This window comes from Citrobacter sp. Cm046 (assembly GCF_030333065.1).
In the GTDB taxonomy this organism is placed as follows: Bacteria; Pseudomonadota; Gammaproteobacteria; order Enterobacterales; family Enterobacteriaceae; genus Citrobacter; species Citrobacter murliniae.
The window spans coordinates 306,084-320,802 of sequence record NZ_JAOWGP010000043.1 but is presented as its reverse complement, the minus strand read 5'-3'; the positions used below and the strand labels follow the sequence as shown (position 1 = coordinate 320,802).

The following is a 14,719-nucleotide window of genomic DNA, read 5'->3' as shown; positions in this document are numbered from 1 at the left end:
CGATACTACAACGCCTTCGCCAGCTCAGCATCAGCAGCAGTCTGCGAGGCGCTTTCCTGACAGGAGCGCTGCTGACGTTAAGCGTGAGCTGTGTCAGTTTGTATTCCTGGCACGAGCAGAGTTCGCAGATCCGTTATTCTCTTAATGACTATTTTCCGCGTGTCCATTCCGCTTTTTTGATTGAAGGGAATCTCAATCTGGTGGTTGATCAGCTTAATGAGTTCCTGCTGGCACCCAACACAACGGTAAGACTACAACTGCGCAACCAGATAATTCAGCATCTGGATAAGATTGAGGCGTTGAGCCTGGGGTTACAGTCAGAGGAGCAACAGCAACTGGTCGTTATTTTGCAGGACAGCCGTGCTTTGATGGCGGAGCTGGACAGGGTGCTCTACAACATGTTCCTGGTTCGCGAAAAAGTTAGCGAACTTTCCGCGCGCATTGACTGGCTGCATGATGATTTTACGACGGAGCTGAATTCCTTGGTGCAGGATTTTACCTGGCAGCAAGGAACACTGCTGGATCAGATTGAAGCGAAGAACGGTGATGAGGCTCAATATCTGAAACGCGCCAGGGAAGTGCAAAATGAACAGCAGCAGGTTTACACACTGGCGAGAATTGAGAATCAAATCGTTGATGATTTGCGCGACAGGCTGAATGAGCTGAAGTCAGGTAGCGATGATGGAATGCTGGTGGAGACTCACATTCGCTATCTGGAGAATCTGAAGAAAACGGCAGATGAAAATATTCGAACCCTTGATGACTGGCCCAGTACGATAACGTTGCGGCAAACTATCGATGAATTGCTGGAGATCGGGATGATGAAAAATAAAATGCCCGATACCATGCGCGACTATGTCGCCGCGCAGAAAGCACTCGTGGATGCCAGTCACGCCAGAGAAGCTACGCTCGGACGCTTCAGAACGCTGCTTGAAGCACAACTGGGTAGCAGCCATCAGCAAATGCAGATGTTTAACCAGCGGCTGGAGCAGATTGTTCGCGTCAGCGGTGGAATTATTCTGCTGGCGACTCTTCTGGCGCTGCTGCTGGCCTGGGGATTAAACCACTATTTTATCCGCTCGCGACTGGTGAAGCGTTTTACTGCGCTCAATCAGGCTGTGGTGCAAATAGGTCTGGGTAGAACCGATGCGACCATCCCGGTTTATGGGCGTGATGAGTTAGGACGCATCGCGCGTTTACTGCGTCACACGCTGGGTCAGCTAGGTACGCAAAAAAGGCAGCTTGAGCAGGAAGTCGCGGAGCGTAAGGAGATTGAGTCCGATTTACGCGCGACGCAGGACGAGCTTATTCAGACGGCAAAACTGGCGGTGGTCGGCCAGACTATGACCACGCTGGCGCATGAGATTAACCAACCGCTGAACGCGCTGTCGATGTATCTGTTTACCGCGGGAAGGGCTATCGAACAAGGTCAGTTAGCCCAGGCAAGGAGCACCTTAACCAAAGCAGAAGGGCTGATTACCCGTATTGATGCCATTATCCGCTCACTGCGGCAGTTTGCGCGGCGGGCTGAACCGGGAGCTCCGCTACATCCGGTCGATTTGCGCCAAAATCTCAGTGCAGCCTGGGAGCTGTTAGCTATGCGGCATAAGCCACAGCAGGGCACGCTTACACTGCCTGAAGAAACCATATGGGTACTGGGTGATGAAGTGAGAATTCAGCAAGTGCTGGTTAACGTGCTGGCAAATGCGCTGGATGCCTGCCCGATAGCCGCCGAAATTGAGGTGTCCTGGCAAGTGCAGGGCCACACGCTGAGCGTAATTATCAGTGATAATGGTCCCGGCTGGCCTGTGGCGTTGCTGCCGTCTCTTTTGAAGCCGTTCACCACCAGTAAGGATGTTGGACTCGGGATTGGCTTATCGATTTGTGTATCGTTGATGACGCAGATGAAAGGCGAGTTGCGCCTGGCGTCGACGTTGAGGCGCAATGCCTGCGTAGTACTGCAATTCAACCTGACGGATATAAAAGATGTTGAGTGATGAATATTCTGTTCTGCTAATTGATGATGATGCCGATGTACTTGACGCTTACACGCTGTTGCTTGAACAGGCGGGTTACCGCGTACAAGCCTGTAATAATCCCTTTGACGCAAGAAATTGGGTACCGGCTGACTGGCCTGGGGTCGTATTAAGTGATGTGTGTATGCCGGGGTGTTCCGGGATCGATCTGATGACCTTATTTCATCAGGATGATAATCAACTGCCAATTCTGTTGATCACCGGACATGGAGATGTGCCGATGGCGGTGGATGCAGTGAAAAAAGGCGCATGGGATTTCCTGCAAAAACCGATCGATCCCGGCAAACTGCTGGTGCAGGTCGAGGAGGCCTTGCGGCACCGGCAATCGGTGATTGCCCGTCGTCACTATTGCCAGCAAAAGCTACAGGTTGAACTGGTCGGGTACAGTGACTGGGCAAATCAGTATCGGCAGCGTTTACAACAACTGGCAGAAACAGATATTGCCGTTTGGTTTTATGGTGAGCCTGGTACGGGTCGCATGACGGGTGCACGGTATTTGCATCAACTGGGGCGTAACGCCCAGGGACCATTTATTCGGGAAGAGCTGACATCCGGGAAAGCGGATCAACTTAATGAACTCATCGCCAGGGCGCAGGGAGGGACGCTGGTATTGAGCCATCTTGAGTGTCTGACGCGCGAACAACAACACCATCTGGTTCACCTGCAAAGTCAGGATCAGCGTCCTTTTCGCTTAATTGGCATTGGGGCGACATCGCTGGTAGAACTGGCAGCAACAAACCAAATTGTCGCGGAGCTCTATTATTGTTTTGCCATGACGCAAATTGGTTGCCAGCCACTGTCATTGCGCCCGGACGATATCGAGCCATTGTTTCGCCACTACCTGCATAAAGCCTGCCTGCGGCTGAACCATCCTGTTCCACAGGTAGACACCGAACTATTGAAAACTATGCGGCGTCGAGCATGGCTAAGTAATGTCCGGGAACTGGCGAATGCCGCGGAGCTTTTTGCCGTTGGATTGCTCCCACTGGCAGAAACCGCCAATCCGCAGATGCACATGTCTGAACCGACACCCCTGGACCGTCGGATCGAAGAGTACGAACGGCAAATAATAACCGAAGCGTTAAATATTCATCAGGGGCGAATTAATGAAGTGGCAGAGTATCTGCAAATACCGCGTAAGAAACTGTATTTGCGGATGAGGAAATATGGACTTAGCAAAGAACACTATAAGTTTTAACGTATTGTTGGTTTGACCTGCCGGTCTCTGGTTCTATCTTCTGGCATATTTTGGTGATCGTTTTAATGATCACCAAAATATGCCAGATTTGCGAATTAATATCTGAGTATTCGGTTTACCACATCAAATCATCAGGCACGACAAAATCAGCGTACGGATCGTCCTCGTCTTTCGCTTCCTGGCTCAATTCGCAATTTAATACAATGTAGCTTGCATCGCGCTGCGCAATCTTATCAGCCACAACTGCTGGTATAATCGCGTATTCGCTATCGCGGTCACTTTCAGCAACCAGACGTGCAATTGCAAGACGTCCTTTGATCAACTGGGTTTGGGTAACCTTATCAACATATATTTTTTTAATAAGATTATTATCGGTAAAGTTATAGCCAATATCGCCATGAGAAATGGTAATTCTGTTCATCTCAATTAGCTGCTTAATCTGCGCTTTATATTCTTTAGATAAGGCAGCTTGTTTTTGCTGTTCACTAAGCTGTTTATCACGCTCAATTTGCGCTTTTTTATTTTCTTCTACCGCTTCTCTGGCTTCGCGAGCCTGAACACGCGATTTTTTAGCCGTTCTTTGCACTTTCGCCATTTTTTTGCTGGTGACTAAGCCAGCTTTCAGCATCTGCTCTTGTAGGGTGAGTTTTGTCATGTTCGTTTCTGAATCCAATAAAATCGTTGTCAGGATTATAACCTCAACGTTCGACGGGATGCCAGATGCGGTAGCTTCGCCAGTCCGCTTCTGAAGCGGAGGCCAGAGCCAGGTAACCTGCGGATCTTCTCACCTCAATCCCATTTGCCGGAGTACGCTGTCAGGTATGAGGGCGAGTAGGCGTAATTATGTGATTGAGATGACTGGAAACTGAGTGATAAATAAGGCGTGGGATTTGTGAAGGATGCCATACAGTACCCTCTCCCGGTGGGAGAGGGCTAAGGCGGCGGAAACTACACCACCATTTCCATTTCCATCTTCACCGGATGGAAACGGCGTTTAAAGTAAATCAGACCGTGTCCTTGCTGGCCCAGGGTAATGTTCCTGATTTCCACCAGATAGACCAGATGGCTGCCGATGGTCTGCACCTGGCTAATCTCACCCTCGAGGCTCGCCAGCGAGCCTTTCAGAACCGGCTGGCCCAGTGTGCCTTTCTGCCAGCATGAAAGGTTGAAACGGTCTTCCATCGCCATACCGGTCATCCCGGCGAAGTGGCGGGCCATCACTTCCTGTTCGTGGTTCAGCACGTTGATACACAGCTTACCGTTGCCCTGAAACACCGGGTTCATCGCGCTATTGCCGTTGATACAGACCATTAGTGATGGTGGCGTATCGGTCACCGAACAGACCGCTGTGGCAGTGATACCGCAACGGCCCGCCTCGCCTTCGGTGGTGATGACGTTAACGGCGGCCGACAGACTAGCCATGGCATCGCGAAAACGCAGACGTTGTTCATCTAATTGCATTGTGGCCTCCCGCTGCTGGTTACTTCAGCAGTTTATCCAGCATGTTGATATCGGTATTGTTGTGCAGGTGTGGTACTGTCCAGCCGTTCTGGTCGTATTCAGACAGGCAGCGGTCCACCATCGCCATCATTTTGTCCATGTTGCCGGAGCTTTGGGCCTGACGCAGGCACTGCAGACGAATTTCATCCTGGCTGCCGGAGTAGTTGATTTCATACAGCTCATGCCGACCGCCAAATTCGCTGCCAATAGCGTCCCACATCAGTTTGAGGATCTTAATGCGCTCGACGTGATCCATGCCGTTCGAACCGCGCACGTATTTTGCCAGGTATTCGTTTATCTGTGGGTTGTTGAGATCACGTACGCTGGACGGCAGGTAGATCAGACCGCTGGTTACGCTGCGTTCAATAATGTTTTTGATTTTGGCGTAGGCCATCGGCGCCATCACCCGATAGGTTTGCAGCGCAGCATGATCCGGCAGATACGCGCCATTGACCCACGGCGTTGCTTCGGCGCACATCGAATCGCTCAGCGCCCAGAACATATTGCGCCAGGCTACCACTTCGCCAAGCTCGGCTTGTACGCCACGGAACTCCAGGGTACCGGTGCACTCCAGCGAGCGCTTCAGCAGGGCGGTGATAAAATCAAGTTTCACCGCCAGGCGTACGCAGGCCTGTAACGGATACATACGCGCGAAGCCACCTTCCATCGTCCAGCGACGGCAGCGGTCAAAATCGCGATAAATAAGTACGTTTTCCCATGGGATAAGCACGTTATCCATCACCAGGATCGCATCGTTTTCGTCGAAGCGGCTGGAGAGGGGATAATCGTATGGCGATCCGGTTGCTCCGGCCACCAGCTCATAGGAGGCGCGGGAGATAAGCTTGACCCCTTCAGCATCCATTGGCGCGACGAACATCAGCGCGAAGTCCGGGTTTTCGCCCATCACCTGTGCAGATCCGAAGCCAATCATGTTGTAGTGAGTCAGCGCTGAGTTGGTGGCCACGACTTTCGCGCCGCTGACGATGATTCCGGCGTCGGTCTCTTTCTCCAGCTTGATGTAGACGTCTTTCACTTCGTCGGCTGGCTTATGGCGGTCGATAGGCGGGTTGACGATGGCATGGTTAAAGTACAGGCCGGTTTCCTGAATACGGGTGTACCAGTTGCGGGCGTTCTGTTCAAACTGCCCATAAAATCCTGGGTTCGCGCCTAGCGCACAGCCAAATGCGGCTTTGTAGTCCGGGGTGCGGCCCATCCAGCCGTAGCTCAGACGTGACCATTCGGCGATGGCGTCGCGCTGCTGGCGCAGATCGTCGGCGCTTTTCGCGACGCGGAAGAACTTGTGGGTGTAGCCGCCGCTGCCTGTATCGGTACCCCAGCACAGGGTGTCCTGTAACTCGGGTTTATGCAGCGCATCGTACATCTGGGCAACGGAAGCGGCGGCGTTGCGGAAAGCTGGATGTGTGGTCACATCTTTAACGCGTTCGCCGTAGATATAGATTTCGCGACCGTCCTGCAAGCTCTTCAAATACTCTTCACCGGTTAACGGGCGTTTAACGTCTGCACGGAAATTTTCAGGTTTCATAGGGGACCTCTTCAGTATTAATCGGGGTGTTAAATTTATGTTTTATTTTTGTTGCTCAATTAAGGCGGTTAACGAGGTTTTCGTGAAGAGACTTTTAAGTCAACAGTGGGTACTTTTCAGGTGAGATAGCGTTCTGTGATCCGGGTGTCGTTTAGTTTGTTAGGGCGAGGGGAATCACGACACCGGTATTTTTTTTGTTCTGAACGCGCTTGGTGAACAGCCGACAAGACGGTTGAAAAAACGGGCGAAATAAGCCGGGTCTTTAAAACCCAACTGCCAGGCTATCTCGTTTACCGCGCTATCGGAAAACAGCAGCAGCCGCTTGGCCTCGCGCAGCTGCCTGTCGAAAATCAGTCGCTTGGGCGGGCGATTAGCGAAGCGTCGGCAGATATCGGTCAGCCTTGATTCGGTAAGATGCAGCTCACAGGCGTAGGCTGGAACCGTCCAGTGCTGGTGATAGTGGATATCGATAAGCTGGTTAAAACGCTGGAATAGTTTTAGCTCGCCGCGCATCCCGCTGGCGGCATGATCGTCAAGTTTCGCATTACGTAATAGCAGGGTGAACACCGCCTGCGCCAGCAGCGTCAGAGTGTGTTCACGTCCCGGCAGTTGCGAGGTTGATTCGCGTTCAATCAACCGCCAGTAGTGCGCCAGTGCCGCCAGCTCGTCGGGCTTATCGGCCAGCGACAGGCAGATACCCGGCAGGCCGAAAGCTTCCCGCGTGCCGGGGTAAAGTACTTCCAGAAGCGGCCAGACCAGATCCTCCCGCATTGTCAGCACGTGACCGTCGCTATCAGGCTCGGTGATAAAGGCGTGCGGCACCGAGGGCGGCGTCAGGACAAACAGCGGTGCCTGAACCGAGTAGCGATGATCGTCGAGCTGCAGTTCAATCTGCCCGGTATCGAGGAAGTGCATCTGAAAATACTGGTCATGACGGTGCGCTTGCATATCGCGGCCGAAGAACTCGGCCATGCGGGCAAACGACTGATAATGCACATCTTCCGTCCCCAGACTCTCATCGTACTCTTTGTTGATATCGATATTGGCGACAGGGCTCTGGCACATAGTGGCTCCTTACGGCGTCGCGCGAGGACGCGATTCTTTCATCGGAATAAGCCAGATAATCACCGAGCCAATGACCAGCAGGGCGGCAACGAACCACAAGCCGCTGCTGAAACTGCCGGTAACATCCTTCAGCCAGCCGATCATCAACGGGCTGATTGCCGATCCGATATTGCCGGTAGCGTTGATTACCGCGATACCGATAGCTCTGGCGCGCAGGCTGATCGACTGATCCGGAGTGGTCCAAAAAATGGCCATTGCGCTAAACGATCCGGTAGAAGCCATCACGATCCCCAGCAATTGGATCAGGTTGTGATCGGTGGCAGAAGCTAACAGCCAGCCCGCAGCGGCAAACAGAAACGGCAGGGCGGTATGATGCTTACGTTCTCGATGTTTATCGGAGTGGCGGCTCCAGTAGATCATCCCGAGGATAGTACAAATCTGCGGGATCGCCGCCAGCAGGCCGATGGTGATATTGCTGCTGCTTTCGTTAAAGCTTTTCAGGATCTGAGGTGTCCAGATACTGATGGCGCTGAGCGTATTGGTCAGACAGAAGTAGGCTAACGTATACATCAACACGATTGGCGTAAACACCTCCCGCCACAGGCTGCGCTGCTGCATGGCGTGATGACTGATCGCCCCTTCCGGTTGTACCAACGTGAGTCGATCGTTATCCATCATCTCCTGCAGGCACTTTTTGTCCTCTGCCGTCAGCCATTTTGCCTTCGACGGTGAATCATCAAGCCAGAACCAGACCATAATACCGAGCAGCACTGACGGGAAGCCTTCCAACAGGAACAGCCACTGCCAGCCGCGCAGATCAAGCATACCGTCCATCGACAGAATATAACCGGAGACGATTGACCCCAGCGCGGTGGTGACCGGCATGGCAATCATAAACAGCGCGTTGGCGCGAGCGCGGAAGAAGGCCGGGAACCAGAATGTCAGGTACAGCAGAATACCGGGAAGGAAACCGGCCTCGGTTATCCCCACCAGCATACGCAGGAGATAGAGACTGTTCGGGCCGGTAGCAAACATGGTGGCGGTGGAGGCGATGCCCCACAGTACCATAATAGTGGCAATCCAGCGGCGAGCGCCGACGATGCTAAGCATCACGTTGCTGGGGATGCCGAAAATCACGTAGGTGACATAAAACAGGGTGGTAGCAAGGCCAAACATGGTGGCGTTAAGGCCCAAATCCTGCCCCATGGTTAATCCGGCAAATCCAATATTGATGCGATCTAAAAATGAAAAGATAAACAGCACGAACAAAAATACGATCAGGCGGCGAAACAATTTGTTAATAACCGACTGCTGTTGCGCAGTCAGCTGCTTGTGCTGATTTGCCGGATCAAACTTTTCCGGGATGGCAGATGATGTGTCGCTCATTATCATTTTCCTCTAATGGGAATTTTGTAGGGTACTGCGGGTTGCCGGGGGGCGCTGTGCCACCTGGCATTAGTAGACGCCTGATGAACCTGGCGCGTTTATTTCCAATCCGAATCGCATGGCGAGGGCTTCTGCGCCACGTGCCAGCAGGGTGGTATCGACACCGATGGCTACAAACAGTGCGCCAAGCTCCAGATAGCGCTTTGCCAGCTGTTCATTGGCCATCAGGATCCCTGGTGCTTTACCCGCAGCGCGAATTTGTGCGATAGCGTGTTCAATGGCTGCCTGTACTTCCGGATGCTGCGGATTGCCGCTGAAACCCATATCGGCGCTAAGATCTGCCGGGCCGATAAACACGCCATCGACATCGTCAACGTCGAGAATCTGCGGCAGGTTTTTCAGCGCTTCACGGGTTTCGATTTGCACCAGTACGCACATCGCGTCGTTGGCCTGATGGATGTAATCCGGGATGCGGTTCCAGCGCGAAGCGCGGGCGAGCGCGCTGCCGACGCCGCGAATGCCAGCGGGCGGATAGCGGGTGGCTTTCACCGCCAGCCGGGCTTCGTCGGCGTTCTGTACCATCGGTATCAGCAGGGTTTGCGCACCGATATCCAAGAGTTGTTTAATCTGTACCGGGTCGTTCCACGATGGTCGCACCACCGGTTGGCTGGGGTAGGGAGCGATCGCCTGAAGCTGGCTCAATACCGTTTGCACGTTATTCGGTGCATGTTCGCCATCGATCAACAGCCAATCGAATCCGGCCCCGGCCAGTAGTTCAGCGCTGTAGCTGCTGGTTAGCCCCAGCCACAGGCCAATCTGCGGACGGCCCGCTTTTAAGGCTTCTTTAAAAGCGTTATTCATTATGTTCCCCTTAAACAAAGCGGCAGCTAATCGCGCCCATGTTGCCGTAGTCGACGTGGAAGGTATCGCCCTTGCGCGCGGGTACCGGACGAGTGAAGGAGCCGCCGAGAATAACCTGCCCGGCTTCCAACTGGACGTCGTACGGTGCCAGCTTATTCGCCAGCCAGGCCACGCCGTTGGCCGGGTGATTCAACACTCCAGCAGCGACGCCGGTCTCTTCGATCACGCCGTTGCGATAGAGCAGGGCGGAGATCCAACGCAGATCCAGCTCGTCGGGTTTAATGGGGCGACCACCGAGGATCACCCCGGCGTTGGCAGCGTTATCGGAAATCGTGTCAAAGACTTTGCGTGGACGCTGGGTTTCCGGGTCGATGTTGTGGCAGCGGGCGTCGATCAGCTCCAGCGCAGGGATCACATAGTCGGTAGCGTTGTAGACGTCGAACAGGGTGCAGTTTGGCCCGCGCAATGGTTTTGCCAGCACGAAGGCCAGTTCGACTTCGATGCGTGGGACGATAAAGCGGTCAGTAGGAATATCGCTGCCGTCGTGGAAAAACATATCATCCAGCAGTGCGCCGTAGTCCGGTTCGCTAATCTGTGAGCTGGCTTGCATCGCTTTTGAAGTCAGGCCGATTTTATGTCCTTTCAGCACGCGACCTTCGGCGATTTTCATGTTTACCCATTCGCGCTGCACAGCGTAGGCGTCTTCAATGGTGATCGTCGGGTGATCCAGCGAGATAGCACGGATCTGTTCGCGCTGTTTTTCCGCCTGGTTTAGCCGTTGGGCGATTAGAGTATGGGTATGTTTATCAAGCATAATTGCTTCCTGTTACGTCATTCGGTGCTGCTGCGCCGGATAAGACACACCTGCGTCTTATCCGGCTTACGGTTTGATATTGCTTCGTATTTTTTGCCTTTTGCAGGCCCGGTAAGCGCAGCCCCACCGGGCGAAAAGGCGTACTATTTAAACAATGCGTGTACGTTATTTTGTTTGTAATTCAGTGTCGGGTGCAGCTCGCTGATTTCAAACGACAGCGCCAGGTAGCGGCTCTCCATCAGCGTGGCGAAATGGGCCTTAATCAGCGTAAACAACATATCGCCCACGTCCTGACGACTTTCCAGGCTGCGTCCGGAGCCGATTTTTAGCGTCATGTGTACAAAGGCGTAATCATGCAGACCGTCTGCCATTTGCCAGGTATCCAGCCAGATGGCGCGGCTGCGAATGCCGCCGATGGGAAAGATGCCGGTCGCCGCCAGCGCTTCGTTCACTTTGCCGAACAGTCCCGGTAAGTTGGCCTGTTCGCGGATGTTATCGGTACATTCGGCGATAAAATGCGGCATTCTGAATCCTCCTTATGCCTGTTCGGGCAGTGGGAATACGGCGTTGACCTGGCCGGTACCGGAGCTGGCGAATAACTCGGTAATAAACTCTACTTTGCCGTCATAGCTGTCCCAGCCCAGCAGACCGAGCAGCATCACCGTGTCGTGCATATTGCCTTCGCCGTAGCAGTAGTCGGCGTACTCCGGCAGCATGTCGCAGAACTCTTTGAATTTGCCCTCGCGCCACAGCTTGATTACGCGCTCGTCCATCTGGTGGTCGAACTCACGGGTATAGCTGTTCATCCCTTCTTCGGCGCGCTGGTCATCGATAAAGCGGTGTGACAGTGAGCCGCTGGCCAGAACTGCCACGGTGCCGTCATATTTCTCAATCGCTTTCAGAATGGCTTCGCCCAGTTTGCGGCTGTCGGCGAAATCGTGGACGGTGCAGAACGCGGAGATCGACACTACTTTGAAATGTTTATCACTGTTCATGTAGCGCATCGGAACCAGCGTGCCGTACTCCAGCTTAAGGCTTGGGATGTTGTGCGCTTTGGCACGCACGCCGAGCTTGACCGCTTCGTCGGCGATAAGGTGGCCCAACGCCGGGTTGCCGTCGTAATCGTAAGTCATGTCGCGGATAAAATGCGGCAGTTCGTTACTGGTGTAGACGCCCTGAAAATGGTCAGCACAGTTAATGTGGTAGGCGCTGTTGACCAGCCAGTGGGTATCAAAAACGATGATTGTATCGACGCCCAGCTCACGACACCGCTTGCCGATTTCTTTGTGCCCATCGATAGCTCCCTGACGGCAGCCGTGGTTTTTACCCGGCAGTTCAGAGAGATACATTGACGGCACGTGAGTGATTTTTGCTGCTAATGCTAACTTTCCCATATCAGACTCCCCATTTTGGGATCGGATGGTCGCCCATCGAGATGCAGACGTTTTTCATTTCAGCGAACACTTCAAAGCTATATTCGCCGCCTTCGCGGCCGGTGCCGGAAGCCTTCACGCCGCCAAACGGCTGACGCAGGTCGCGGACGTTCTGGGTGTTGACGAACACCATTCCGGCTTCGATGCCGCGTGCCAGACGCAGCACTTTGCTGACGTCCTGGGTCCAGATATAAGAGGCGAGGCCGTACTCCACATCGTTGGCCAGGCGCAGACCGTCCGCCTCGTCTTTAAACGGCAGCAGACAGGCTACCGGGCCAAAAATCTCTTCCTGTGCCACGCGCATGCGGTTGTCGACGTCCGCCAGCACAGTTGGTCGCAGGAAGTTGCCGTTTTTCAGATGTGCAGGCAGGTCAGTGGGTTTATCCGGGCCTCCTGCCAGCAGGGTCGCCCCTTCTTCAATACCAAGGCGGATATAGCCGGAGACTTTCTCCCAGTGCTGCTGGCTAATCAGTGCGCCCACCTGGGTGTTCGGATCGTTCGGGTCGCCGACGCGCAGACGTTTTGCGCGTTCGGCAAAGCGTTTAACGAACTCGGAGTAGATGCTCTGCTGAATGAAGATACGCGAGCCAGCGGTGCAGCGTTCACCGTTGATCGAGAAGATAGTGAACAGTGCGGCGTCGAGTGCACGCTCAATATCAGCATCTTCAAAAATCAGCACCGGCGATTTCCCACCCAATTCCATGGAATATTTTTTCAGCCCGGCATTTTTCATGATATTGCGACCGGTGGCGGTTCCGCCCGTAAACGACACCGCGCGTACGTCGTGGTGGCGAACCAGCGCATCGCCCGCCGTCGCACCATAGCCCTGAACCACGTTCAGTACGCCCGCCGGAATACCGGCTTCCAGCGCCAACTCGCCCAGGCGGTCAGCGGTCAGCGGTGATAACTCAGACATCTTCAGCACTGCGGTATTGCCCAGCGCCAGGCACGGCGCGACCTTCCAGGTGGCGGTCATAAACGGCACGTTCCAGGGTGACACCAGCGCGCAGACGCCGACCGGTTGCACGAGCGTGTAGTTCAGCATCTTGTCGTCGACCGGATAGGTCTTGCCGTTCATCTGCTGGCATACTTCGGCGAAGAACTCGAAGTTATGCGACGCCCGCGGGATCAGTACGTTTTTGGTCTGGTGGATAGGCAAACCTGTATCGGCGGTTTCCATGGCAGCGATCTCCGGCACGTTCTGGTCGATCAGATCGCCCAGACGACGCATCAGACGCGCACGCTCTTTCATCGGCAGGTTGGCCCATTTCGGAAATGCCTCTTTTGCCGCCGCAACTGCCTGATTCACCTCGTCTGCACCGCCGGAGGCCACTTCCGCCAGCACCTCGCCGGTCGCCGGGTTAGTGGTGTGGAAATACTCGGTGGCCACGACATTTTTGCCGTTGATCCAGTGGTTAATCTTTTTCATGACAGCTTCTCCTCATATGTCTGCTGGCTGATGATGTGGTTGACCAGGTGGCCGACGCCCTCCACTTCGACGATCACTTCATCACCTGGTACCACGTCCGACAGCCCTTTCGGGGTGCCGGTAGCGATCATGTCGCCAGGTTGCAGGGTCATAAACTCGCTCAGGTAAGCGATCAGAAATGGAATGCTGAAGATCAGATCGGCGGTGGTGCCTTGCTGGCGCAGTTCACCGTTGACCCAGGTGCGCAGTGCCAGATTATGTGGGTCTGGAATATCCGCTTTATCGACGATCCAGGGACCTATCGGCGTCAGGGTATCGCGGCTTTTTACCCGTAAATTGGGGCGATAGTAGTTTTCCAGATAGTCGCGGATGGCGTAGTCATTGCAGACGGTGTATCCGGCGACGTACTCCATGGCGTCGGCTTCACTGACTTTACGCGCGGTTTTGCCGATCACCACGACCAGTTCAGCCTCGTAGTGCATGTACTCGACGTTGTCCGGGCGCACCGACTCCTGCTGGTGGCCGATAAAGGTGTTTGGCGCTTTGATAAACACCAATGGTTCGGTTGGTGGCTTAAACTCCAACTCGCTGGCGTGATCGGCGTAGTTCAGACCCAGCGCGAACAGCGTGCCGTCGGCGGGGGGGAGCCAGCGGAATTCGCCCTCATTTAGCAGCTTGCCGTTCTCTAACTGTACCTGGCCGCGTTCATCAACCTGAACATCGTGATGTTGTCCCTGCCACTCAATACGTGCTTGTTTCATGCCAGCTCTCCTTCAGCAACCACCGGGTTTTCCAGCGTCGGGAAGCCTTCGGCGAGAATGCGTACGCGATCGCCGGGTCTCAGCGTTACGCGGTTGTGCGGGGTCCCGATCAGAATAGCGTCGCCGGGTTTAAGGGTGGCGAATTCGCTCAGGGCGCTCAGTAGCTCGGCAGAGGAGCGCTGGAGGTCTGCGGTGTTCCAGCTATCTGCTTCGCGACCGTTGATTTCAGTGATGATGGTCAGTTCATCGACGTTACTCGGCGTAGCGAGAGCGCCAATCGGACAGAAACCATCGCGGCATTTGGCTTTAATTGCCGGGCGATAGAAGCTCTCTTCCGGCAGGCTGACGTCATTAGCCAGCGCGTATCCTGCAATATAAGCAGCAGCTTCTTCTGCGGCTACTTTGTGGGCGGTTTTGCCGACAATCAGCGCCACGGTCGCACCGCTCTGTACTGTTTCATCCTTCGGGTAGGGGATGGTCTCGCCGTTACCGATAACGGTGTTGCGCGGTTTGATAAACCAGACCGGGGTCTTCGGCAGCGTTTTGTAGGGAGCCTGCTGAAACGCATTGCGCCAGGCATCAAGCTGGCTGCGATGGTTAAGGGCTACGGCGAAGATGGTACCTTTCATTTACCACTCCTCTGGTATGGATTCAGGAATCAAAGAAAATTCATTAATATGTTAACGATTATCT

The 14,719-nt window shown here is 54.2% G+C and carries 14 protein-coding genes; 2 read left to right on the top strand and 12 right to left on the bottom strand.

Going from position 1 to position 14,719, the window contains the following annotated elements:
- Positions 1 to 2 precede the first annotated feature (2 nt).
- Both pgtB and pgtA read left to right on the top strand, forming a co-directional pair.
- The gene (gene pgtB / locus OGX98_RS17300) at positions 3 to 1,997 is read left to right on the top strand and encodes a two-component system sensor histidine kinase PgtB (protein ID WP_286595680.1); all 1,995 of its coding nucleotides are present in this window, start codon (positions 3 to 5) and stop codon (positions 1,995 to 1,997) included.
- Positions 1,987 to 3,234 (top strand): two-component system response regulator PgtA, encoded by a 1,248-nt coding sequence (gene pgtA, locus OGX98_RS17295; protein WP_045445779.1) that lies wholly within the window; start codon positions 1,987 to 1,989, stop codon positions 3,232 to 3,234. The genes pgtB and pgtA overlap by 11 nt, the downstream gene beginning before the upstream one ends.
- A gap of 115 nt (positions 3,235 to 3,349) precedes the next feature.
- Here the strand turns inward: pgtA and OGX98_RS17290 are convergent, their stop codons facing one another.
- The 12 genes from OGX98_RS17290 to OGX98_RS17235 form a co-directional block, all read right to left on the bottom strand.
- Positions 3,350 to 3,889: a DUF2058 domain-containing protein gene (locus OGX98_RS17290; protein ID WP_048220880.1), complete on the bottom strand. Its 540-nt coding sequence runs from the start codon at positions 3,887 to 3,889 to the stop codon at positions 3,350 to 3,352.
- 293 nt (positions 3,890 to 4,182) lie between these two features.
- Positions 4,183 to 4,695: a 4-hydroxyphenylacetate 3-monooxygenase reductase subunit gene (locus tag OGX98_RS17285; RefSeq protein WP_045445773.1), complete on the bottom strand. Its 513-nt coding sequence runs from the start codon at positions 4,693 to 4,695 to the stop codon at positions 4,183 to 4,185.
- A gap of 19 nt (positions 4,696 to 4,714) precedes the next feature.
- Complete coding sequence (gene hpaB / locus OGX98_RS17280) at positions 4,715 to 6,277, bottom strand: 4-hydroxyphenylacetate 3-monooxygenase, oxygenase component (RefSeq protein WP_045445771.1); 1,563 nt, start codon at positions 6,275 to 6,277, stop codon at positions 4,715 to 4,717.
- A gap of 174 nt (positions 6,278 to 6,451) precedes the next feature.
- Positions 6,452 to 7,342: a 4-hydroxyphenylacetate catabolism regulatory protein HpaA gene (gene hpaA / locus OGX98_RS17275; RefSeq protein ID WP_048220881.1), complete on the bottom strand. Its 891-nt coding sequence runs from the start codon at positions 7,340 to 7,342 to the stop codon at positions 6,452 to 6,454.
- A 9-nt stretch (positions 7,343 to 7,351) separates the two neighbouring features.
- Positions 7,352 to 8,728, bottom strand: coding sequence for a 4-hydroxyphenylacetate permease (hpaX, locus tag OGX98_RS17270; RefSeq protein ID WP_200042021.1), 1,377 nt, complete (start codon positions 8,726 to 8,728; stop codon positions 7,352 to 7,354).
- A gap of 69 nt (positions 8,729 to 8,797) precedes the next feature.
- Positions 8,798 to 9,589 carry a 4-hydroxy-2-oxoheptanedioate aldolase gene (gene hpaI, locus OGX98_RS17265; protein WP_045445762.1) on the bottom strand — a complete coding sequence of 264 codons (792 nt, stop codon included), beginning with the start codon at positions 9,587 to 9,589 and terminating at the stop codon, positions 8,798 to 8,800.
- 10 nt (positions 9,590 to 9,599) lie between these two features.
- Positions 9,600 to 10,403: a 2-oxo-hept-4-ene-1,7-dioate hydratase gene (hpaH, locus tag OGX98_RS17260; protein ID WP_045445759.1), complete on the bottom strand. Its 804-nt coding sequence runs from the start codon at positions 10,401 to 10,403 to the stop codon at positions 9,600 to 9,602.
- A 143-nt stretch (positions 10,404 to 10,546) separates the two neighbouring features.
- On the bottom strand, positions 10,547 to 10,927 hold the full coding sequence (locus tag OGX98_RS17255) for a 5-carboxymethyl-2-hydroxymuconate Delta-isomerase (protein WP_045445756.1): 381 nt from the start codon (positions 10,925 to 10,927) through the stop codon (positions 10,547 to 10,549).
- Between the two features lie 12 nt (positions 10,928 to 10,939).
- Positions 10,940 to 11,797, bottom strand: coding sequence for a 3,4-dihydroxyphenylacetate 2,3-dioxygenase (gene hpaD, locus OGX98_RS17250; protein ID WP_045445753.1), 858 nt, complete (start codon positions 11,795 to 11,797; stop codon positions 10,940 to 10,942).
- 1 nt (position 11,798) lies between these two features.
- Positions 11,799 to 13,265, bottom strand: a complete 1,467-nt coding sequence (gene hpaE / locus OGX98_RS17245; protein WP_286492338.1) for a 5-carboxymethyl-2-hydroxymuconate semialdehyde dehydrogenase — start codon at positions 13,263 to 13,265, stop codon at positions 11,799 to 11,801.
- Positions 13,262 to 14,026: a fumarylacetoacetate hydrolase family protein gene (locus OGX98_RS17240; RefSeq protein WP_045445747.1), complete on the bottom strand. Its 765-nt coding sequence runs from the start codon at positions 14,024 to 14,026 to the stop codon at positions 13,262 to 13,264. The genes hpaE and OGX98_RS17240 overlap by 4 nt, the downstream gene beginning before the upstream one ends.
- Positions 14,023 to 14,655 carry a fumarylacetoacetate hydrolase family protein gene (locus OGX98_RS17235; protein ID WP_225761229.1) on the bottom strand — a complete coding sequence of 211 codons (633 nt, stop codon included), beginning with the start codon at positions 14,653 to 14,655 and terminating at the stop codon, positions 14,023 to 14,025. The genes OGX98_RS17240 and OGX98_RS17235 overlap by 4 nt, the downstream gene beginning before the upstream one ends.
- Positions 14,656 to 14,719: the final 64 nt, after the last annotated feature.

Bases quoted from the DNA above. Each gene is read 5' to 3' on its own strand.
- pgtA (WP_045445779.1), top strand. From the start codon at position 1,987: ATGTTGAGTGATGAATATTCTGTTCTGCTAATTGATGATGATGCCGAT.
- OGX98_RS17290 (WP_048220880.1), bottom strand. From the start codon at position 3,889: ATGACAAAACTCACCCTACAAGAGCAGATGCTGAAAGCTGGCTTAGTC.
- OGX98_RS17285 (WP_045445773.1), bottom strand. From the start codon at position 4,695: ATGCAATTAGATGAACAACGTCTGCGTTTTCGCGATGCCATGGCTAGT.
- hpaB (WP_045445771.1), bottom strand. From the start codon at position 6,277: ATGAAACCTGAAAATTTCCGTGCAGACGTTAAACGCCCGTTAACCGGT.
- hpaA (WP_048220881.1), bottom strand. From the start codon at position 7,342: ATGTGCCAGAGCCCTGTCGCCAATATCGATATCAACAAAGAGTACGAT.
- hpaX (WP_200042021.1), bottom strand. From the start codon at position 8,728: ATGAGCGACACATCATCTGCCATCCCGGAAAAGTTTGATCCGGCAAAT.
- hpaI (WP_045445762.1), bottom strand. From the start codon at position 9,589: ATGAATAACGCTTTTAAAGAAGCCTTAAAAGCGGGCCGTCCGCAGATT.
- hpaH (WP_045445759.1), bottom strand. From the start codon at position 10,403: ATGCTTGATAAACATACCCATACTCTAATCGCCCAACGGCTAAACCAG.
- OGX98_RS17255 (WP_045445756.1), bottom strand. From the start codon at position 10,927: ATGCCGCATTTTATCGCCGAATGTACCGATAACATCCGCGAACAGGCC.
- hpaD (WP_045445753.1), bottom strand. From the start codon at position 11,797: ATGGGAAAGTTAGCATTAGCAGCAAAAATCACTCACGTGCCGTCAATG.
- hpaE (WP_286492338.1), bottom strand. From the start codon at position 13,265: ATGAAAAAGATTAACCACTGGATCAACGGCAAAAATGTCGTGGCCACC.
- OGX98_RS17240 (WP_045445747.1), bottom strand. From the start codon at position 14,026: ATGAAACAAGCACGTATTGAGTGGCAGGGACAACATCACGATGTTCAG.
- OGX98_RS17235 (WP_225761229.1), bottom strand. From the start codon at position 14,655: ATGAAAGGTACCATCTTCGCCGTAGCCCTTAACCATCGCAGCCAGCTT.